The sequence below is a fragment of the Deltaproteobacteria bacterium genome (assembly GCA_029860075.1).
GTDB lineage: Bacteria > Desulfobacterota > JADFVX01 > JADFVX01 > JADFVX01 > JAOUBX01.
The window spans coordinates 1-21509 of sequence record JAOUBX010000063.1 but is presented as its reverse complement, the minus strand read 5'-3'; the positions used below and the strand labels follow the sequence as shown (position 1 = coordinate 21509).

Annotated in this window: 21 protein-coding genes and 1 tRNA gene; 5 read left to right on the top strand and 17 right to left on the bottom strand. The window is 43.4% G+C overall.

The window, feature by feature from the left end:
- Positions 1–21: 21 nt before the first annotated feature.
- The 17 genes from mtaB to OEV42_16195 all read right to left on the bottom strand — a co-directional run bounded on the left by mtaB (position 22) and on the right by OEV42_16195 (position 16008).
- Positions 22–1317 carry a tRNA (N(6)-L-threonylcarbamoyladenosine(37)-C(2))-methylthiotransferase MtaB gene (mtaB, locus tag OEV42_16275; GenBank protein ID MDH3975830.1) on the bottom strand — a complete coding sequence of 432 codons (1296 nt, stop codon included), beginning with the start codon at positions 1315–1317 and terminating at the stop codon, positions 22–24.
- Entirely contained in the window at positions 1314–2405 is a 1092-nt protein-coding gene (gene mnmA, locus OEV42_16270) for a tRNA 2-thiouridine(34) synthase MnmA (protein ID MDH3975829.1), read from the bottom strand. The genes mtaB and mnmA overlap by 4 nt, the downstream gene beginning before the upstream one ends.
- A 25-nt stretch (positions 2406–2430) precedes the next feature.
- On the bottom strand, positions 2431–3573 hold the full coding sequence (locus OEV42_16265; protein ID MDH3975828.1) for a cysteine desulfurase: 1143 nt from the start codon (positions 3571–3573) through the stop codon (positions 2431–2433).
- A 50-nt stretch (positions 3574–3623) separates the two neighbouring features.
- On the bottom strand, positions 3624–4343 hold the full coding sequence (gene cysE / locus OEV42_16260) for a serine O-acetyltransferase (GenBank protein ID MDH3975827.1): 720 nt from the start codon (positions 4341–4343) through the stop codon (positions 3624–3626).
- A 33-nt stretch (positions 4344–4376) separates the two neighbouring features.
- Positions 4377–5633 (bottom strand): hypothetical protein, encoded by a 1257-nt coding sequence (locus OEV42_16255; protein ID MDH3975826.1) that lies wholly within the window; start codon positions 5631–5633, stop codon positions 4377–4379.
- 140 nt (positions 5634–5773) lie between these two features.
- Positions 5774–6583, bottom strand: a complete 810-nt coding sequence (kdsA, locus tag OEV42_16250; GenBank protein ID MDH3975825.1) for a 3-deoxy-8-phosphooctulonate synthase — start codon at positions 6581–6583, stop codon at positions 5774–5776.
- Positions 6583–8199 carry a CTP synthase gene (locus tag OEV42_16245; GenBank protein ID MDH3975824.1) on the bottom strand — a complete coding sequence of 539 codons (1617 nt, stop codon included), beginning with the start codon at positions 8197–8199 and terminating at the stop codon, positions 6583–6585. Before OEV42_16245 ends, kdsA begins: the two co-directional genes overlap by 1 nt.
- 6 nt (positions 8200–8205) lie before the next feature.
- Entirely contained in the window at positions 8206–8946 is a 741-nt protein-coding gene (kdsB, locus tag OEV42_16240) for a 3-deoxy-manno-octulosonate cytidylyltransferase (GenBank protein ID MDH3975823.1), read from the bottom strand.
- A gap of 14 nt (positions 8947–8960) precedes the next feature.
- On the bottom strand, positions 8961–9998 hold the full coding sequence (gene argC, locus OEV42_16235; protein ID MDH3975822.1) for an N-acetyl-gamma-glutamyl-phosphate reductase: 1038 nt from the start codon (positions 9996–9998) through the stop codon (positions 8961–8963).
- 154 nt (positions 9999–10152) lie between these two features.
- Positions 10153–10545: a 30S ribosomal protein S9 gene (gene rpsI, locus OEV42_16230; protein MDH3975821.1), complete on the bottom strand. Its 393-nt coding sequence runs from the start codon at positions 10543–10545 to the stop codon at positions 10153–10155.
- Between the two features lie 17 nt (positions 10546–10562).
- Positions 10563–10991 (bottom strand): 50S ribosomal protein L13, encoded by a 429-nt coding sequence (gene rplM / locus OEV42_16225; GenBank protein ID MDH3975820.1) that lies wholly within the window; start codon positions 10989–10991, stop codon positions 10563–10565.
- 125 nt (positions 10992–11116) lie between these two features.
- Positions 11117–12556 carry an RNA polymerase factor sigma-54 gene (gene rpoN / locus OEV42_16220; GenBank protein ID MDH3975819.1) on the bottom strand — a complete coding sequence of 480 codons (1440 nt, stop codon included), beginning with the start codon at positions 12554–12556 and terminating at the stop codon, positions 11117–11119.
- 9 nt (positions 12557–12565) lie between these two features.
- Entirely contained in the window at positions 12566–13288 is a 723-nt protein-coding gene (gene lptB, locus OEV42_16215) for an LPS export ABC transporter ATP-binding protein (protein MDH3975818.1), read from the bottom strand.
- A complete protein-coding gene (locus OEV42_16210) occupies positions 13288–13821 on the bottom strand; it encodes an LptA/OstA family protein (protein ID MDH3975817.1) in 534 nt (177 codons plus the stop codon). The genes lptB and OEV42_16210 overlap by 1 nt, the downstream gene beginning before the upstream one ends.
- Positions 13790–14365: an LPS export ABC transporter periplasmic protein LptC gene (gene lptC, locus OEV42_16205; protein MDH3975816.1), complete on the bottom strand. Its 576-nt coding sequence runs from the start codon at positions 14363–14365 to the stop codon at positions 13790–13792. Before lptC ends, OEV42_16210 begins: the two co-directional genes overlap by 32 nt.
- 150 nt (positions 14366–14515) lie before the next feature.
- Positions 14516–15040 carry an HAD-IIIA family hydrolase gene (locus OEV42_16200; protein MDH3975815.1) on the bottom strand — a complete coding sequence of 175 codons (525 nt, stop codon included), beginning with the start codon at positions 15038–15040 and terminating at the stop codon, positions 14516–14518.
- A gap of 2 nt (positions 15041–15042) precedes the next feature.
- Positions 15043–16008 carry a KpsF/GutQ family sugar-phosphate isomerase gene (locus OEV42_16195; GenBank protein MDH3975814.1) on the bottom strand — a complete coding sequence of 322 codons (966 nt, stop codon included), beginning with the start codon at positions 16006–16008 and terminating at the stop codon, positions 15043–15045.
- A 136-nt stretch (positions 16009–16144) separates the two neighbouring features.
- Here OEV42_16195 and OEV42_16190 point away from each other — a divergent pair.
- The 5 genes from OEV42_16190 (at position 16145) to OEV42_16170 (ending at position 21327) form a co-directional block, all read left to right on the top strand.
- Positions 16145–16221, top strand: a tRNA-Met gene (locus OEV42_16190).
- A gap of 578 nt (positions 16222–16799) precedes the next feature.
- Positions 16800–18833, top strand: a complete 2034-nt coding sequence (locus OEV42_16185) for a TonB-dependent receptor (protein MDH3975813.1) — start codon at positions 16800–16802, stop codon at positions 18831–18833.
- Positions 18830–19069, top strand: coding sequence for a hypothetical protein (locus OEV42_16180; protein MDH3975812.1), 240 nt, complete (start codon positions 18830–18832; stop codon positions 19067–19069). The genes OEV42_16185 and OEV42_16180 overlap by 4 nt, the downstream gene beginning before the upstream one ends.
- Before the next feature lie 117 nt (positions 19070–19186).
- Positions 19187–19597, top strand: coding sequence for a hypothetical protein (locus OEV42_16175; GenBank protein ID MDH3975811.1), 411 nt, complete (start codon positions 19187–19189; stop codon positions 19595–19597).
- On the top strand, positions 19594–21327 hold the full coding sequence (locus OEV42_16170; GenBank protein MDH3975810.1) for a thiamine pyrophosphate-binding protein: 1734 nt from the start codon (positions 19594–19596) through the stop codon (positions 21325–21327). Before OEV42_16175 ends, OEV42_16170 begins: the two co-directional genes overlap by 4 nt.
- Positions 21328–21509: the final 182 nt, after the last annotated feature.

Sequence of the window (21509 nt, the reverse complement as noted above, 5' to 3'; positions counted from 1 at the left end):
ACAAGATAACGTAAAAAAAGCTTAAACAAGCTCCCCATAGCAGGTAAAATCAATAAGTTCCGTGACTTTTACACTAAATGGCAGAGGATCATCAACAGGATTGCAGCTGATCATAATCTCAAGATAATTATCAGAGAGAGCTTTCAAATATCCCTCCTTCTCACCAATGGCCAGAACAGTCAGCCTTTTCCCTATATTACTACGGCAAAAGGCATTTTTTTTCTTATTACCAAGATCTCTTAACACGGCGCATCTCTCTTTTATGACAGAGGGATTGATGTGATCTGTCATGGCGGCAGCCGGTGTTCCCTTTCTCTTTGAATAGGGAAATACGTGAAGATAGGCTGCGGGAAGGTCTTTTATAAAATTATAGCTCTTTTGAAAGGCCTCTTCAGACTCACCGGGAAAACCGGCCATAATATCGATACCGATGGATACCCCTTTCCAGCTTTTATGTATCTTTTCTATTTTTGACCGGTAGAAGGCAGTATCATATTTTCTATCCATCTGCTTAAGCGTATCATCATCACCGCTTTGAAGGGGAATATGGAGATGCCTGCATATTTTTTTTGATGAAACAAGAAATTCGAGCATTTCATCGTCTATCTCCGTCGGTTCGACGGAACTGATGCGAAAACGCATATTAAGGGGAAGCGCATCAAGTCTTTTAAGCAGGCCGAGGAGGCTTGTTTTCTCTTCAAGGTCGAGGCCGTAAGCTCCAAGGTGTATTCCTGTGAGAACAATTTCACTAAACCCGTTACCGGCAAGGGCAAGAACCTGCTCCTCTACACTTTCAGGCAACTGACTTCTGCTTCTCCCCCTGGCATAGGGGACAATACAATAAGTGCAAAAGGCCTCACAACCATCCTGGATCTTGAGAAAGGCCCTGCTTCTGCCGTTAAAGCCCGATATGGGTTTAGAGTCAATCTCTTTTACCTTAAAAATGTTTCCGACTTCTACCCTGGAATCACGCTGAGGACCCTCTTTTTCTAAAATATCAAAAATTCTGCTCTTTTCCTGGTTTCCAACAACATAATCGACGCCTTCAACAGCAGCCACTTCATCAGGACTTACCTGGGCATAACAGCCCGTAACGACAACAAGTGAGGAGGGATTTAATCTTTTTACCTTCCTGATTATCTGCCTGGCCTGAGAACCGGCGCTGTTCGTTACGGTGCAGGTATTAATGACGTAAACATGAGCCCATTCCACCCTGTCGGAAAGGCGGTAGCCTTTTTTCTCGAGCCCTTCCCAGATGACAGCCGTATCATAGGAATTGACCTTGCAACCCAATGTTATGAGCGAGGCCTGCTTCATTTTGCAGCTTTCTCAATCCAGCCGCCACCGAGAATCTCATCATCTCTGAAAAAAACAACCGCCTGCCCCGGTGTCACCGCCCGCTGGGCATCGGCAAAAGAGACTTTTACCCTTCCATTCCCAAGAGGAGAGAGTGTTGCTTTATGGTCATCCCGGCTATACCTGATTTTCACCGATGCTTCTATCTCACGGTCAAGATCTTCCATTGAAATCCAGTTCACATTACATGCAATAAGACCGGGAGACATTAAATCCTCTTCATCTCCAACAATGACATAATTATTTTTATAATCGAAGCCGGTAACATACAATCGTCTATCCGATGAAATGCCGAGGCCTCTGCGCTGTCCCATGGTAAACCGGTAAATCCCCTCATGTTCACCCAGCACTTCTCCCCATTGAGAAACTATCCTGCCTTTTTTGACTGGACTGACAGCGCTATTTTTATCAATAAAAGCCGAATAGTTCCCCTCTTCTACAAAACAGATATCCTGGCTCTCTTCCTTGTCGGCAATGGTAATACGGGCGCCTCTTAAAATTTCTCTCACTTCATCCTTCACATAACTGCCAAGAGGAAAGATCACCTTCGATAGCTGTTCCCCGGTCATGGAAAAGAGAAAGTAGCTCTGGTCCTTACTCTCATCTCTCCCCTTTTTCAGAATATACCGCTGGCAGCTCTCGTCACGCTCGATAATAGCATAATGCCCCGTTGCGAGATAATCGGCACCAAGGTGGGCCGCCTTTTCAATAAGGAGATCAAATTTCATTTCACTGTTGCACAACACACAGGGATTGGGCGTTTTCCCTTCCATATAATCAGAAATAAAAGGCTTTATCACCCTTTCCATAAAATCATTTTGCATATTGACCACATAATAGGGAATACCGATTATGTCAGCCACTCGTCTCGCATCACGAAAATCTTCAAGGGAACAGCAGCTTTTTCTTGCCTTGGAGCTTCCCTCCCATAGCTTCATGGAAATGCCGATAACGTCATAACCCTCATTTTTAAGTATGAGCGCAGCAGCAGAACTGTCAACACCGCCACTCATGGCTACGGCAATCCTCTTTTTCTTATCTATATTCATTATATTAAGCGCTATTAATCTGAATTCAGCCTTTTCCAAGCCGTTTTAAGACAGTTGGAAGAACGTTAAGAAAATTCTCCACATCCTCTTTTGTATTCCACCGGCCCAGGCTGATGCGGATGGTCCCTTTGATTTTATCCTCATCAAGGCCCATTGCCGTCAAAACATGGGAAGGTTTGATGGCGCCCGATGCACAGGCAGAGCCCGCAGAGAGCGAAAAACCTTCCAGATCAAGGGCCATAATAAGAGACTCTCCGCTAATTCCATCAAAGGTTACACTGAGCGTATTAGGCAAAGTATGTTCACTCTCTCCATTAAAAGATACATAGTCAATCTCGCGGCAAAGCCCTTCTTTCAACAGCTCTCTCAGATTTTGCATTTTTTTATATTCTGCCGGCTGCAAAGCCTTTGCCCCTTTCGATGCCTCGGCAAGTCCCATAATGGCAGGAATATTTTCAGTGCCTGCTCTCAATGAACCTTCCTGTCCGCCACCATGATTCTGAGGTTCTACCTTAACACCCTTTTTAACATAGAGCACAGCGCTTCCCTTTGGTCCGTAAAATTTATGGCCTGCAAGGGAGAGCAGATCCACACCGAGGTCTTGCACGTTGACATTTATTTTCCCCACTGCCTGCACAGCATCGGTATGAAACAGCGCGCCCCTTTCCTGAGCTATGGCGGCAGCCTCTCTTACGGGACTGATAATACCTGTTTCATTATTTGCCATCATTAATGTAACAAGGACCGTTTCATCTGTAACTGCCGATGCCAGGTCAGCGAGACTGAAAAAACCTTTCTCATCAACGGGCAGATAGGTTACCTGATAGCCCCTGCTTTCAAGATATTGGCAGGTTTTCAAAACGGAAGGATGCTCAACAACTGAAGTAACAATGTGAGAGCCCTTTTCCCTGTAGCTTTCGGCAATCCCCTTAATGGCAAGATTGTTACTCTCTGAACCACTGCCGCTAAAAATAATCTCATCGCTATGGCATCCAAGAAATGAGGCCATTTCATGACGGGCATCATCGAGTTCCCTTTTTGCGGCACAACCTTCCCTGTGAATACTGGAAGGATTACCGAAAATATTTGTTAGTCCTCTTTCTACGGCCAGGGCTGCCTGGGGATCCAGGGGAGTAGTGGCATTATAATCGAAATAAACTCTTTTCATGGAAAATTGTGACGATGCAGTTTGTAGATTTCCGACACCTGAAGGAGGTTTTATATACCGGCGCCATGGAGAAAGATTTCAAGGTCATCCCGCTTTTCTTCATCTTTGGCTTCTTTCCCGGCAGCTTTGGCAAGGCCTGTTTTTTCCTCGATAAGCTTTACCTTGCCTTCCAGTTCCTTGACCTGCTCAAAGAGACAGGCAATGGCTTTCGCCTCAGGGTCCGGCAGGAGATGATGTTCCATTTCGCCTTCTCCAAGGTCCCTGTAAACGACCCTGCCGGGAACACCGACCACGGTAGAGTGACTGGGAACGGGCTTAACAACGACAGACCCCGCGCCAATCATGCTGTTTTTCCCGATTATAAAGGGACCGAGTATCTTCGCTCCTGCACCGATAACGACATTATTTTCTATGGTGGGATGACGCTTTTCCTTTTTCCAGCTTGTGCCCCCAAGGGTAACGCCGTGATAAATGGTTACATCGTCACCTACTTCGGCCGTTTCACCAATGACGATCCCCATGCCGTGATCTATAAAAAACCTTGCTCCTATTCTGGCGCCGGGGTGAATTTCTATACCCGTCAAAAAACGTCCTAAGTGAGAGATAAACCTGGCCGGAAATTTAAAGCCATTAATCCATAATTTATGGCATACCCTGTAGAACAGTATGGCATGAAAACCGGGATAACAGGTGATGACTTCCAAAATACTTCGGGCAGCAGGATCCCTTTCAAAAACTACCGAGATATCCTCTTTAAGCCTGGAAAACATAAGTTAATACCGAATCATTACAGTTTATATAAACTATATCGATATTCTGCGCTTTTTGCCCGGTTTAAAAAACCTTTCGAAGAAGAGTCTGAATATGACTGATAAAATAATCAATAAGACGATTGAAAGGAAAAAACTCTTGACAGGGTGCGTCTGAAATGAATTTTTGACATATACCTTTACTTTATAAAAAAGCGTGCTATACCAGGATACAGGCGGTGCAGTCAGCTTTATAAGTTTATCCTTGACCTTGTCTCCCGTAACTTCAACAATGAGATAATTATAAAAAGAATCTGTAGAGGCGAGTTCAGACCCGCCGCCACCGGTAACAATGTAAGTAACGCCTTTAACTTCTTCCTTGAAGTAGCTGTGTATTCCTGAAGTAAATACGATGGAAACATGGTATTTTTCAAAAAGGGAGGAAAGCCTCTGGTTCTGACCGGCAACCTTCATTAGCCCTGGTCTGCCGGGCCTCGGGTCAAAAGGTGGCAGGTGCATAAAAACAAAGGTATTTACGGCCTTATTTTGCATGAGGTCCTTTTCCAGCCATAAAAACTGTTCCTCACTGATTCTTCCATCGCCATTATCAAGGATGATGAAATGCGCCTTTTTGTAATCAAAAGAGTAATAGGTTGCGCCAAAGTTATCTTCATAGAGACTGCCGCCCCCCTCACCTACTTCAGCACTGCCCGGAACAGTAAGAAAAGGCACAGTTACCGTTTCTATATCTTTTATAAAATTTTTATAAGCGCCGGCCGAAGCATTTTCCACCATATCCCCGCAACTTATGGCAAAGGCCGGTTTCCGGTAATTGATATCGCCAAGTATTCTTTTAAATACGTTTTCCCCTCCCCTGCTCTCTCCAAAAACCATAAATTTAAAGTTGTCGTCAGCCCTTTTGGGAGCAAGTTTGTAAACGGCTATTTTTTTTGACTTAACGCTCACAGGCAGGACAAGCTTATTAACTTCCTTTTTGATTTCACCACCCGCCCAACCGATAACCTCCGTTATACCGGGATTTATATTGCTTACAATGATATCGAAGTTTTTATCCTTTTCCGACTGGGAATTATCAATATTGAGAGAAACTTCCACGCCCTTTGATCTTATTGAAATATCATCCTTCTCGTACCATTCAATGAATGCGCCCTCAACCTTTATCCTTGTCCCGTTAATGTATATTTCACTCATTCCACCTGTTTTGTCAGCATCGAGGAAGGCATGCGAATGTGAAGGTAAAATAATAAAGAGGTTAAGAAGAACAATTGCAAGAAAATTATAGAATTTCATTTAAGATTTACGAACTCCTCTTTGATTGTGAACTATTTATTATAATAGATAAGCTGGAAATGTAAAGCCCTAAATTAACGGACAAAGGCGCCCCGGAGGCTATGTTTTGACAGCAGGTTTGAGAGATTAAAAGGATATGACTATATGGCGGAATGGATGGTCTTAAGCGATAATAATAAAGCCTTAACATCATCAATGGCCAGTGAGTTCGGTCCGTCGCAAAGCGCTTTTTCAGGATTTTCATGGACTTCAAGAAAAAGGCCCCTGGCGCCTGCAGCGACAGCCGCCCTTGCCAGCGGGGCCACAAACTCTCTCTGTCCAGCCGACGATGAGCCTGCACCACCCGGGAGTTGGACCGAATGGGTCGCATCAAAGATAACAGGGTAGCCAAATTCATTCATCATGGGAAAAGCCCTCATGTCCGTCACGAGATTATTATATCCGAAAGTACTTCCTCTTTCTGTAAGGATGATCTTTTCGTTACCTGCCGACCTTATCTTTTCAATAACATTCTTCATATCCCAGGGAGCCATAAACTGCCCCTTCTTGACATTGACCACTTTTCCCGTCTTCGCCGTTTCAACAAGCAGGTCCGTCTGGCGGCATAGAAAGGCAGGAATCTGGATAATATCGAGCACTTGCGATGCAGAGCCTATTTCTTCAATGCCGTGAATATCCGAAATAACAGGCAGATCAAGTTGATCTCCCACCTTTTTAAGAATCTCCAGACCCGCTTTAATCCCCGGGCCTCTGAAAGAATTTACGGAGCTGCGGTTGCCCTTGTCGTAGGAAGCCTTGAAGACAAGAGGCAGGGCAAGCTCCTCAGCTATCTCTTTCAGCCTTTTTGCGGCTTCGATGGTGTCCTTCTCATTTTCAATGACACAGGGACCGGCGATAACAAATAGCGAATCATCACTTAAGGAGAGTTTTTTTACCTGAATAACCTTCATTACTGCTTTCCGGCGCCCCTGTTTCCCATAGCGGCCTGCACAAAACCGGCAAAGAGCGGATGAGGATCGACGGGACGTGATTTAAATTCAGGGTGGAACTGGCAGGCAACAAACCAGGGGTGGTCCTTGATCTCGACAATCTCGACGAGAGCTCCCTCCTCATAAATACCGCTGATAACCATCCCCTTTCCTTCAATACTCTTCCTGTACTTGTTATTAAATTCGTAACGGTGGCGATGACGTTCGCTTACCTCTTTTTTCTTGTATGAAGCATAGGAAAAGGTTCCTTCTCTCAACCGGCACTTGTATGCGCCAAGGCGCATCGTTCCACCCAGGTCTTCAAGGCTTTTCTGAGATTCCATGAGATGGATCACAGCATGTTCCGTCGTTTCATCAAACTCATAGCTGTTTGCACCTTCCAGTCCGCAAACATTTCGCGCAAATTCAACAACGGAAAGCTGCATGCCGAGACAGATTCCCAGAAAAGGAATCCTCTTTTCCCTGGCATGCCTGATAACATCGACCTTCCCTTCTACCCCCCTGGCGCCAAAACCGCCGGGAACAAGGATTCCATGAACATCATCAAGCAAACTGCCTATGCCCTTTTTCTCTATTTCTTCAGTATCGATATATTCGAGCTGAACCCCGCAATCATTGGCTATTCCACCATGAATAAGCGCTTCATTAAGGCTCTTGTAGGACTCCTTGAGTTCCACATATTTTCCTGCAATAGCAATTTTCACCTCATCAGCCGGGGAAGTTACCTTTTTATAAATTTCCGCCCACTTTTCAAGGCGGGGCTGCCCCGTCCAGATGTTGAGCTTTGCCGCAATCTTGGCATCAAGTCCTTCTTCGTTAAAAAAAGTGGGAACCCTGTAGATGTTATCTACATCGACGGCGGAAATAACGGCATCCTTATCAACATTACAAAAGAGGGCAATTTTTTCCTTCATCTCGGCCGGCAACATCCTGTCAGCCCTGCAAAGAAGGATATCAGGCTGAATACCTATCTCGCGAAGCTCTTTAACACTGTGCTGGGTAGGTTTGGTTTTTAATTCACCGGCGCCGGGAATATAGGGAACAAGTGTGAGGTGAACATACAATACATTTTCAGCACCTAAATCGTACTTGCATTGCCTGATGGCCTCAAGAAAAGGGAGCGACTCAATATCACCTACCGTTCCGCCAACCTCTATTATGGCGATGTCGTGCTCCCGGGACACCTCATTTATCCGCCTTTTGATTTCATCGGTTATATGGGGAATAACCTGGACCGTTCCTCCCAGATAATCACCCCTTCGCTCCTTTGTGAGAACCGTGTCATAGACCTGTCCAGTGGTAAAGTTATTCTTCTTTGACATTCGTGTAGAAATGTATCTCTCATAGTGGCCAAGGTCAAGATCCGTCTCGGCGCCGTCATCAGTAACAAAAACCTCTCCATGCTGAAAGGGACTCATCGTTCCGGGATCTACATTAATATAAGGATCGAGCTTTTGCATGGTCACCTTCAGCCCCCTCGCCTCCATAAGCGCCCCGATAGAAGCTGCAGCCAGCCCTTTGCCAAGCGAAGAAACAACGCCACCGGTTACAAAAATATATTTTTTAGGTTTATTCATATCCCTTTAAGTCATCTCCTTCATGATTTCTTTCACTTTTTCCAGATCTTCAGGCCTATCCACACCAATTGATTCATGATCCGTGGTAACAACCTTGATCTTAAATCCATTTTCAAGCGCTCTTAACTGCTCCAGCTTCTCGGCATTCTCCAGGGGAGAAGGTTTCATGGCCGCAAAGTCGAGAAGAAACTGCCTTTTATAAACGTATAATCCAATATGCCTGAAATAATTGACTGCCCTCCCCTCCCCGCTTTCATCACGAACAAAGGGAATGGGAAACCTTGAAAAATAAAGGGCAAAGTCATCTTTATCAACAACAACCTTGACAATATCGCTCTCTTTAAGCGTTTCAGGCTCTTTAATAAGGCACTTTAATGTCCCCATGACGAGGGAAGGATCGTCAATCATGGGCGCAATCGCTTCATCTATCATTTCGGGCTGAATGAGAGGTTCATCTCCCTGGACATTGACAATAAAATCGGAATCGATTCCAGCGGCAACCTCAGCCAGCCTGTCCGTCCCCGTCGGGTGATGGGATGAAGTCATTAGCACTTCACCGCCAAAGGCAGCCACCGCATCAAAGATCCTTTGATCATCGGTAGCAACAAGGACATTTTCAACATTTTTCGCCATTTTAACCCGCTCATAAACATGCTGGATCATCGGTTTGCCCAGGATATCTGCCAGAGGTTTTCCCTCAAAGCGGGTAGATGCATACCTTGCCGGTAATATTGCCGTAACTTTCAAGCGATCAAAACCCTTTAAAGAGATAAAGGCGCCCCTTTAAGCCCTTCATCCTCATTTAAACCACAAATAATGTTCATATTCTGGATTGCCTGTCCCGACGCGCCTTTGACAAGATTATCAATTGCCGAGACGATAATCAAGCGCCCTGTTCGCTCATCCACCTTAAGACCTATATCACAATAATTGCTCCCCCTGACCATAGCCGTATCGGGGTACTTTCCCTCGGAGCAGACCCGCACAAAAGGTTCATTACGATAATGTTCCGCAACAAAATGAATAAGCTCTCCAGTTGAAGCATCCTTTGTCAAAGAGGCAGTGATGGTGCTCAATATACCCCGGTTCATGGGAAGAAGGTGAGGCGTAAAGGTAATAGGAATGTCTTCACCGCAAAGCGAGCCAAGTATTTCTTCAATCTCGGGCAAGTGACGATGCCCCCCCACCTTGTAGGCCTTGTAGCTTTCGTTAGCCTCACAAAATATATTCCCCAGTGATGCGCTTCTCCCTGCTCCGCTTACACCGGATGCAGAATTGACGACAATGCTCTTTTTATCGAGGATATTTTCATTAATAAACGGAGCAAGGGCCAGGATAACGCTTGTCGGATAACAGCCGGGATTCCCTATGAGCCGGCCAGTTCTGATCTTTTCCCTGTTAAGCTCCGGAAGACCGTATACGGCCTCCCCGGCAAGGTTTGGGAACTGATGCTCTGCGTACCAATCCTTGTATACACTTAAATTGGAAAAGCGAAAATCAGCACTAAGATCAACAACCTTAATCCCTTCTTCAACAAGGTTGGCAACGGATTCCATGGAATAACCATGGGGAAGGGCCGTAAAGGCAACATGAGCATTGCCTGCTATCTTTTTGGCGTCAAATTCCTCCACTTTAAGAGAAGTCATTCCCTTAAAAAGAGGGAAAAGTTCCGAATAAGGAGTCCCCACCTGACTTCTGGAGGTAAGTACAGTCAACTCAACATGAGGATGGGTCAGTAGAATCCGCACCAATTCGAGCCCGGTATAACCTGTTGCACCGATTACAGCTGCCTTAATCATATCTTTACCCTGCCTCCGAGAAGGCTCATTAACATTCTTTCGTGAAACAACTTACTGCGTGAATAGAGAGAAATTTATCTTTATACTACCAAAATTGAATACAAAAAAGGGGAGGTCCAACGACCTCCCCTGATAGGGTATGTGAATCGCTTCCTTATCTCTTGGAGAACTGGAAGCTCTTTCTTGCCTTTTTGCGGCCGTATTTCTTTCTTTCCTTTATTCTTGAATCTCTTGTAATATAGCCTGCCTTCTTAAGAGCAGCCCTCAGTTCGGGATCATGCTCGATAAGCGCCTTGGTAATACCATGCTTGATGGCGCCTGCCTGACCGGAAACACCACCGCCACAGACATTAACAGACATATCAAAACTTTCAGCTTTATTAGTAAGGTCAAGGGGCTGTTTTACTATCATCCTTAAAATTTCCGTACCAAAGTACTCTTCAAGGGGTCTTTTGTTAACCGTAATTTTCCCTTTGCCGCTTTTCATTATTACTCTTGCAACGGAAGACTTTCTCTTTCCTGTTGTTCTAAATACAGACTCAGCCATTTATTCTCCTCGCCAATTTATATATTCACTGCCTCAGGCTGCTGTGCAGCATGAGGATGATCATTACCTGCATAAACCTTGAGCTTGCTCATAAACACTTTACGGAGCTTATTCTTGGGAAGCATTCCCTTGACAGCCTCAACAATAATCTTCCCCGGATCCTTCTCAAGGGCCTTTTCCGCCGTAATCCCTTTAATACCACCAGGAAATCCCGTGTGGTGATAATAAACCTTGTCCGACATCTTTTTACCGGTAAACCTTACCTTATCAGCATTAACCACAACGACAAAGTCACCTGTATCAAGGTGAGGCGTAAAGTTGGGCTTATTCTTTCCTCTGAGGATGTCTGCTATCTCTGTAGCAAGGCGGCCGACAACCTTACCATCGGCATCGACAAGACGCCACTTTCTTTCAATTTCTCCACTTTTAGGCACATACGTTCTCATATTTATAAATCCCTTCTGAAAGCTGAATAAAAAGCGGAATATACATCAAACACAGCTATTTTGTCAAGGGAATTATTTTGCGGGCGTGAGGAATAATGATTTTTAGTTATTTCAATAAGGAGCGATTAAAATAGCTTTTTTCTCTTCGACGAGGAAGCAATACCCATCATCTCCCTGTACTTGGTAACAGTCCTTCTCGCAATATTGATTCCGGCCTCTTTAAGGAGATCAACAATGGCCTGATCACTTAGCGGCTTCCTGGGGTTCTCTCCGGAGACAATATGCCTGATCTTTTCCTTAACACTTTCAGAGGCAATATCACCTTCACCCTGACGGCCGATACCGCTGTTAAAAAAGAACTTAAGTTCAAAAATACCATGAGAGGTGTGAACGTATTTATTATTGGTAACTCTGCTGATGGTCGATTCATGCATACCGATATCTTCGGCAACATCCTTGAGAACGAGGGGCTTTAAATGCTCCACGCCCCTGTCGAAGAAATCTCTCTGAAACTTGAGAATGCTCTCCATGACTTTATAGATAGTGCGTTGACGCTGATGAATACTTTTGATAAGCCATAGAGCGGATCTGATTTTCTCCTGCACATACTCCTTGGCATCACCCTTTTTGACTCCCTTTTCCAGGATACTCCTGTAATAATTGCTTATCCTTAGCCGGGGCAGACCTTCATCATTCTGGACAATGACATATTCACCATCCATTTTATATACGTAGAGATCCGGAGTTATATACTGAACTGTTTCATCAGAAAAGTCCCTTCCCGGCCTGGGCTCCATTTCGGAGATAACTTTCACTGCAGCCACAACCTCATCCATACTGACCTTCTGTTCCTTGGCAATGAGTGAAAGCTTTCTCTTTTCAATGTCAGGCAGATGATACCTTATAATATCTCCCACAAGGGAATCTTCCAGTCCAAGGTACTTAGCCTGTTTGAGAAGGCACTCATTGAGGTCTCTCGCAGCCACACCAACGGGATCAAACTCCTGAACAACAGCAAGAACAGACTCAATCTCTTCAACTCCTGCTCCCGTTGATTCAACAATCTCTTCTACTGTTGCCTTCAGATAACCATCATCAGCTATGTTGCCGATTATGAAATCAGCAATGGACCTCTCCCTGTCATTGAGATGGGAAACCCTCATCTGCCATCTCAAATGATCGGCAAGGGTATCCCTGCTTTTAAGAATGTTTTCATAAGAGGGCGCTTCTTCTCTTTCATAGCTCGTTGACGTATATTCGGTGCTGCTGTAGCTTTCAAGGTACTGTTCCCAATCGATCTCTTTCTCCGAGGCATTCATGGACGACACATCTTCCGTGATATCATCCATCACCTTTTCCTTTAGTTCGGCATCCTTATCACGGGGTTCAGCCGACTCCTCCTGCTCCATTGTCTCTTCAAGGGCCGGATTAATCTCCATCTCTTCATTGATGGTCTCGATCATTTCCAGCCTCGACATCTGCAGCAGCTTGATTGCCTGCTGCAGTTGAGGGGTCATAACGAGCTGCTGGGTCAGTTTTAATGTTTGTCTAAGGTCCATAAAAATCTCTGCCCCTTAAAGGGTAAATTTTTCTCCAAGATATATTTTTCTCGCCTTTTCAGAATTCACTATAACATCGGGAGAACCACTTTCCATAACCTTTCCTTCATTTACAATATAAGCTCTGTCACAAACACCGAGTGTCTCTCGCACATTGTGATCAGAAATAACAACGCCTATGCCCCTGTTTTTCAGTTGAATAATGATATTTTGAATATCGATAACGGCGATAGGGTCTATTCCTGAAAAGGGCTCATCAAGCAAAATAAAAGAGGGTGAAGTTACGAGGGCGCGAGAAATTTCAACTCTTCGCCTTTCACCTCCCGACAGGGCAAAACCGTAGCTGTCGGCAATATGGGTAATCCTGAAATCATTAAGCAGGTTAGCCAGACGTTCATCCATCTCTTCCTTCGTCATATTGAGCGTTTCCAGGATTGCCATAATATTATCCCTCACAGTCAGCTTCCGGAAGATGGATGCTTCCTGAGGAAGATAACCTATCCCTTTTCTGGCCCGCTTGTACATGGGAAGCGCAGAAATATCTTCACCTTCATAATTTACCACGCCACCATCGGGTCTGACAAGCCCAACCATCATATAGAAAGTCGTTGTTTTGCCGGCGCCATTCGGCCCCAGAAGCCCTACCACTTCACCTGAAGTCACTTCAAGGTCAATACCATCAACGACCCTTCTCTTTTTGTACGACTTGGTAAGACCCCTAACCTCAAGTTTGGCCATCAGTTTTCTTTTCCATTCCCGGCAGGAGGAGTTTCATTCTTGCTATTTTGGGGACGCATATTGAATACGGCATCATCAACATCCATTTTATCACTGTCAATGTAGATGGTAATGAGGCTCCCCGATATAATGCCATCCTCTCTCCACAAGCGGGGGTCCCCACTCATGATAATCTTCTTCTCTCCAGGAAAGAAAGTCGCCTTTTTACAGGTCCCCACCCTGTCCTGCTGATTAATCCTTACATCACCGACTGCGTCTATTTTCTTCATATTATTATTACTGTCATAATACACAGTGAGCGTCTTGGACATAATAGTCGCATCTTCATGAACAGCGACGACATTTCCCATGAATTTTACAAGGCCTGATTTCTTATCGGCCTCCAACTGGTCTGACGTTATTTTGATGGGACTCCGTGCAGCGCCTGCCTGTTCTTCCGCAAAAACATCAGCAATTCCACCACATAAAAGAACAAAAACTATCAGGACCAGCCAACCGGGTCTAGTCAGGAGCCTGTTCCTTAATAGACTCATCAAAAAGCGCTTCAACATTTTTATTAATCCGAAATTTTTCATTCTCCATATCGGCCTCAAATCCGGCTCCCTTTATATCGAAGCCGCCCCCCCTAATCCTGACCTTCTTATCCGTATAAGCGATTTTTTCATTACCCCGATATTCTACTGATGGTGTTTCCAGCAAATAACCGTCACTGGTGGAAAGCCTTACATCCCCGTCAAGCAAGACGATATTTCTTTCCGTAAATACCTTGCCGCGATTCCCGACAATGACAAACTTTTTATTGTCCCGGCCAAGGTATTCAATTCTCGGCTTAACAAGATGGGCTGAATCATCCTCCTTAAAGTAAGAAGCCTCCCTGGCTTTTACTTCAAGAACTATGCGGTCCCCATCCATTTCAATAAATTGCGGCGCTGTAAGTGAATAATCGGCCCCCTCTTTAGCAAACTCTACAGGAGATTCATCCTTAACGATGAGATCAATATTTCTGTAAAGCAGATAACCCATGACAGACATGACGATAAGAATCAGGAGCGCAAAGGCCAGCTTTAGCCTTTTCATAGTAGAAAGATATCACAAAAAGCTTGTTCAAGTAAAGATTGCAGAATTACCGTAAAGTCACTATTTTCAGGCATCACGACTCTATGAAATCCAGCTGCGGCGGGATTTAGCGCAGAAAAACCTTCACTTCTTTCAATAGAGTAATCCATCTTAAAAGTACCTTCCCATGACCTCACTCCAGAGGCCTTTTCCCTCAAGGATCAAATCAGTCACTTCTCTGACGGCCCCCCTGCCCCCACACTTTTTCGTTACATAATCGACATGAGAGAGAATAACATGCGAGGCATCAGCTACAGCAACGGAAAAACCTGCTTCTCTCAGGACAGGAAGATCAACCACATCATCTCCCACATAGGCCACTTCCTGAGCGCTTACTTTCTCATTTTCCAGGATACGGGTAAAAGCCTCCATTTTTACCTTTATCCCCTGGTATATGATTTCAATACCCAGTTCGGCCGCCCTGTGAAGAACAACCTTCGAGTCCCTGCCCGTAATAATGCCGACTTTAACTCCGGCACGCTGCAGGAGCTTTATCCCATGGCCGTCCCTCACGTGGAAGGACTTGCTCTCCACACCCTTGTTATCAATAGTAATACTGCCATCAGTCATGACACCATCCACATCGAGCAGCAGGATTTTGATTTTTTTTAATTTTTCATTAATATGACTGCCCATAACTAAACAACTCCCGACTGTAATAAATCGTGCAGATGAACAATACCGACGGGCCTTCCCCCCTCGCCGGAGTCAACAAAGAGCGAGGTGATCTTTCGTTCCTCCATAAAGCCAAGCGCCTTGGCTGCCAACGCATGAGGTGATATTTTTTTGGGATTCTTCGTCATAATATCAGAGGCGACGGCATTGATAATATTGCCGTCTTTTTCAAGAGCGCGCCTTAAATCACCATCAGAAATAACACCGACAAACTCTCCATTTTCCGACAATACGGCCGTCACCCCGAATCCCTTGGATGACATTTCATAGATAGCGTCCTTTACGGAACTGTTCTCATAAACAACGGGAATCCTGTCATCGGTATGCATGAGATCAGAGACCTTCATAAGAAGGCTCTTTCCCAAAGAACCGGCAGGATGATAAAAGGCAAAATCCTCTTCCTTGAAACCTCTCCTGTACATTAGCGCCACAGCAAGGGCATCACCAAGGGCAAGGGTTGCCGTCGTACTTGCTGTTGGTGCAAGCCCTAAAGGACAGGCCTCCTCCTTGACGGCTACATGGAGAAAGGCATCGCCCCTTTTGGCAAGCGTTGAATCGATCTTGCCGGCAACGCTAATCAGGTTAAGTCCCAATCGCCTGATAACGGGAAGAATCCTGATGACCTCTTCCGTCTCCCCGCTGTTGGAAACAGCCATAACAACATCACCCCTGGCAAGCATTCCCAGGTCCCCGTGAACACCTTCGGCAGGATGGAGAAAAAAGGCAGGTGTTCCTGTACTGGCCATGGTCGACGCTATCTTCTGACAGATCAGCCCCGACTTACCCATACCGGTGATAACAACCTTCCCTTTACAGGCAAAGATCATCTCCACTGCCTTTTCAAAATCCCCCCCGATGCTATCCATCAGGGACAATACGGCATCCGCTTCAACCCTGAGCACCCTTCTGGCTTCTTCAATTATGGACATAATCACTAACCGCCTGTAAATTAATCGCCCCAATCATAGCAAATGAGGTTCTTTATGAGCAAGGTAAAAGGAAGTGAAAACATTAGTGCATTTTTCTTGACATGAACCCCCTTTTTTTGTACATTATGGAGTTCTTGGCGGTGTAGCTCAGATGGTTAGAGCATACGGCTCATATCCGTAGTGTCCGGGGTTCAATTCCCTGCACCGCCACCAATTCACCCCTTCACCCCTTCAGGGATTCGTACCGAAAATGCTATTTTTCAATTTCAGGCCCGCTTTTAATAATTATTACACCCACAACAAACAGTGAAGTTTTTTTGCAAAAATGTTTGAGTCAATAAAATTTCCTGGCTTGAATCACTTTACATTCTCCCCGGAGCGCACATAATGTTTAATAACATCTTTTAAAAAAAGATAAATCACTAAAAACTTTATCTTTTGAGTAATTTAAATGCAATCAAATGTTTACCTTTTTGATCAACATAATCAAGATAACGAACAAAAATAATAAAAAAAATTAGTCAAAATAAAAAAAACTGTTTACAAGACAGGTTGTTAGATGTAGAATCTAGCGCGAAAAGTAATTAACAAAAGGAATGCCACCCTCTAAATAAACTCAATCACCTGTTTGAAGAAAACTATTTTTTTCAAACAGTTTTAAGCAGGATTATGTAATTGCTGCTATCTGCATTTTAAGTAGTCCCGTGAATTTCTCCCGATTGATTTGCATTGGGACTTAAACTTGTGCAAGAACACCTTTTTTGTGTTCTGTTAAAAGGAGGGATTAAACAATGATCAGGTTCTCCGTAATAATCACATTTTTATCAATAATCCTTACCCCCATTTACTCCTACGCATCTTCATCAAACAATAAATTTGCCAGGCCACTCATGAGAACAGAGGAAGAAATGCTCCTCTTCTTCGAAGAGGAAGAAGTGCTTGTTTCCGCCACACTACAACCTCAGAAACTTTCAGAAGCGCCAGCCATTGCGTCAGTCATCAAAGAAGGTGAGATCCGTAATATGGGCGCCAGAGACATTATGGATATACTCAACAAAATACCCGGTATTCATATTACAAAAGGTTATTATGGAAAAGAGGAGATTGAGATCAGGGGAATCAAAACTGTAATTTCTGAAAAGGTTAAATTACTCATTGATGGACATTCCGTTAACAACAACCTGTCAGGAGGCCCTACATGGGCTTTTGACAGCCTTACAGTAGACAATATTAAAAGAATTGAAATTATTCGTGGACCAGGTTCAGCGCTATATGGAAGTAATGCTTTTTCTGCTGTTATTAATGTTATCACTAAAGACGGCAAAGATATGGATGGCGTACTTATCTCTGGTGGTGGTGGAAGCTTTAATACCAGGAATGCTAATCTTCAGGCAGGAAAAGATTTCGATAATTACAATATTGCTTTTTATGCCGACTATTTCAAAACAGATGGCGCTAAATTAACTATTGAAAGCGATGATTTAGGAACAGCTGGAGATGCGCCCGGTAAAACTAAAGACTTTGAGGAGAAGATTGATACAGGACTGAAGCTTTCTTATAAAGACTTTTCATTAAATTCTAAATATTTGACTCGAAGAAAGGGGGTATATCTTGGCATTCTCTATGCCCTAAACGATGAATCCAAAACTTATGTAGATCAATATTTCGTAGAGTTGAAGCATGATAAGAAATTTACGAAAAGCAAGATATCTTCAAAACTTTATTACGATGAATTTCATTGGGAAACCAAGTGGGAACTTCAACCTGAATCAAAAGTTCCACCAGAGGGGGTTATAGCAATACCTAGCGCTAAAGAAAGAACAAAAGGAGTAGAATCTCAGTTTGATTATCAGATAGCTGACAGCAACATTCTGACGTTAGGAATTCTATGGGAAAAAAGAGAACAATATGAAGTAAAGTATAAAGCTAATTATCACCCTGTATCCAAGGGTCTTTACCCTTCAGGCGAGGTAAGAGATGTAACAGCGCTTGGCAACTGGAACCAGGAAAAATCGAGGGAAGTTTGGGCAACATACTTGCAGGATGTTTGGAGTATCAGGGAAAACGTAGATATTACACTTGGTGTCAGAAATGATCATTATTCAGATTTCGGTGAGACAACAAATCCGAGAGCAGCCATGGTATGGAAATTTTCAGGAAAATGGATAGCAAAACTCCTATATGGAACAGCATTCAGAGCGCCTTCATTTGAAGAACTTTACAATAAAAACAATGATGCTGTCATTGGAAACCAAGATCTGGATCCAGAGAAAATGACTACCTATGAGGTAAGTATAGGCAATGCATCAACTCATTTAACTTACTTTAATAATATTTTTAAAGATAAAGTTGAACTAAAACCTTATGCCCCTGGTTCTAGATATGAAAACGGTGGGGGGGCAAAAATATGGGGGATAGAGTTTGATGGAAAAATAAATTTCTCAAAAAATAGTTTTGCTTACCTGAACTATACACACCAAAACAGCGAGGATGATGATACCGGGGCAAGGCTTCCTGATATTACGGCCAACAAAGCTAATATTGGAATAAATACTGGCTTAGGTCACTATTTAAATCTTAATACTAATATCCATATTCATGGTGAAAGGCCAAGGGCTTCCGGCGACCCAAGGTCGTCTTCATCAGCTTATGAGCTCGTTGATTTGACTCTTATTGCAGAAAATTTTATTGAGGATCTTTCTCTGAGAGCTTCTATTCATAATCTGTTGGATAGAGATTATAAAGATCCGGCTCCCCTGAAGGTTTACAACGATTTCCCGAGAGAAGGTGTCAGTTATACATTTGATGTGCAGTATAAATTTTGAAGCATATAAACAATGAAGCCGAAATACAACGTGTTAAAGAAAACTCATATTCGAAAGAAAAAAGATACTTTTTATATTCTTTGCAAGAAGCTCTTAGGAAAGCAATCCTGATCTTATACGACATGGATTTCTTTATTACCTATCAAAATGTAAATGCCCTGTCAGGCGATTGGGTTTGTGACTTAAATATCCCTCCAGCAATAACTCATGGAACTTGTTCAAAAAAAGCAACATGACTTCCGTAAGTATTTTAAACTTAGACAAAACCATTCAACTGAATAAGATTAAAGAAGAATTATCGTTATTATTTAGGATAAAGAAACTTACTTTCCTATTGGATCAATCACTCTGAAATGATAAATGTTATTTTAAAAAATCAATATTGCAGCATCGTGACCATGGATTCAGCAGTTTATATGGATGCGACACAAGGCAGTAACATTATTCTATGTGGCTCACATGGTGGAGAATCGGCAGCCAGATATATGCTAAAGTTCTCACCTGGCGCTGCCATATTTAATGATGCCGGCAAGGGCAAAGAAAATGCAGGAATTAAAGGTCTGGATATTTTTGAGAAAGAAGGCATACCGGCAGCAACTGTAGATGCATTTAGTGCATGCATTGGGAATGGAAGAGACACATATGAATCTGGAATAATTTCTGCCGTCAATAATATAGCTCATAATTATGGAATTCATACAGGAATGACGGCAATGGATGCAGCATTAAAGCTAAATAAAATTCTATTGGAGAAAACTCATTGAAAGCATCAGAACTCTTAGTAAAACACCTGGAAGAAATTGGAACGGAGTATGTTTTTGGAATTCCGGGAGGTGTCCTTGAGCCATTGAATATTGCTATACACCATAGTGAGAAAATTAATGGAATCGTAACCAAGCATGAACAAGGAGCCGCTTTTATGGCTGACGGATATGCCCGTGTAAGTCAAAAGCTAGGGGTTTGCTGTTCCACAGCAGGTCCAGGTGCAACAAACCTGGTTACCGGCCTTGCAACGGCATTTGCCGACTCAATTCCTGTATTGGCTTTAACAGGCCAGGTATCCACCAAATTTTTCGGCAAAGGCGCCTTTCAGGAATCTACCTATGAGGGAATCAATGTCGTTGAAATGTTTCGCTTCTTAACTAAACATAATGCGATGATTATCAATGCAGAAACGACAGGAACTATGATGAGGAAGGCTTTACGCCTTGCCTTAACGGGAAGGCCGGGACCAGTTCATCTCAACCTGCCCGTAGATGTGATGGACCATAAAGTGAAGAATGACGTCGTTGATGCTGAGAAATTCATCCCCAACTCTGTATGCTTTGACAGGGAGAGTGTTAAAGAAGCGGTGGCGCTGCTATTATCCTTCAAACGCCCGGCTATTTTGGTGGGAAATGGCGTAACCATTTCAAGAGCGGCAGATAAGTTAATTCAATTAGCAGAAAGGCTTAAGATACCTGTTGCCACTACACCAAAATCCAAAGGTGTTTTTCCTGAAAATCACCCTCTTTCTCTTGGCGTTTTCGGTACGGCAGGCACACCTCTTTCAGCAGCATATTTATTGAATGGAAAAGATATAAGAAAAATAGACGGATTGCTGGCAATCGGTACCAGCTTTAATGAATGGGGAACACATGGCTGGGATAGTCGTTTGATGCCAACTAAAGCGCTCATTCAAATTGATATCGATTTGCATGAAATTGGAAATAACTATCCATTTACAGTTGCCCTTGTAGGTGATGCTGAAGCGGCTATTACTGAAATGCTTTTTGAGATCAAAAGACAACTGAAAAAAGAAAAGGAAAACATAGAAAAAAAAATTGAAGAGAGATTTCAAACATTTGTCACTTTTAAAAAGCAACACAGACGATGTATTGAGCCTGATAAACTTTCTTCTAATCAAATTCCTATTTTGCCACAACGGTTAATGCAAGATATTAACGATTCCTGTCCTGACGATACAATTTTCTTCATCGATATAGGAAACAACTGGGCCTGGGCAACACATTACCTTGAAATAAAAAGACCTTATAGCTTTTTTACAGGATTAGGATTTGCATCAATGGGGTTCGGTGTTGCAGCATCTATAGGCGGCAAGTTTGCAGCCCCCGACAAGCCGGTTGTCGCCATTGTCGGAGACGGTGGATTCCTGATGAATGGTATGGAGGTGGCTACGGCCGTTAATTATGATAAGGCTGTCATCTGGATAATACTTAATGACTCCCAATTTGGAATGATTTATCATGGTAAAAAATTGCTATCCACACCAGAGGGATTTTCATCACGGTACAAGAATGTAGACTTTGTAAAAATGGCCGAATCAATAGGGGCTCAAGGAATCCGGATTACAAAGCCAGGAGAACTTAACAAAGAATTAATGTCAAAAGTTATCGCATCTAATATGCCGACAATTATTGATGTTCATATTGATCCAGAAACAGAGCCTCCAATTAGATCAAGGATTTCCACTATTGAAAATTCCTATACTTGATTTACTCCATCTAACATAGCCTTGTGGCAGGATGATTATTACATAAACTTGATATCAATTAGCGTTTTATCTGTAGTGCCAGCGGCATTAACAGATAAAATGAGGTTGAACTTAGCCGCTGGATTTAATGTTACATCTATACTCTATCTCTATGGGGATTGCAAACAGATTTTAGCTTTTCA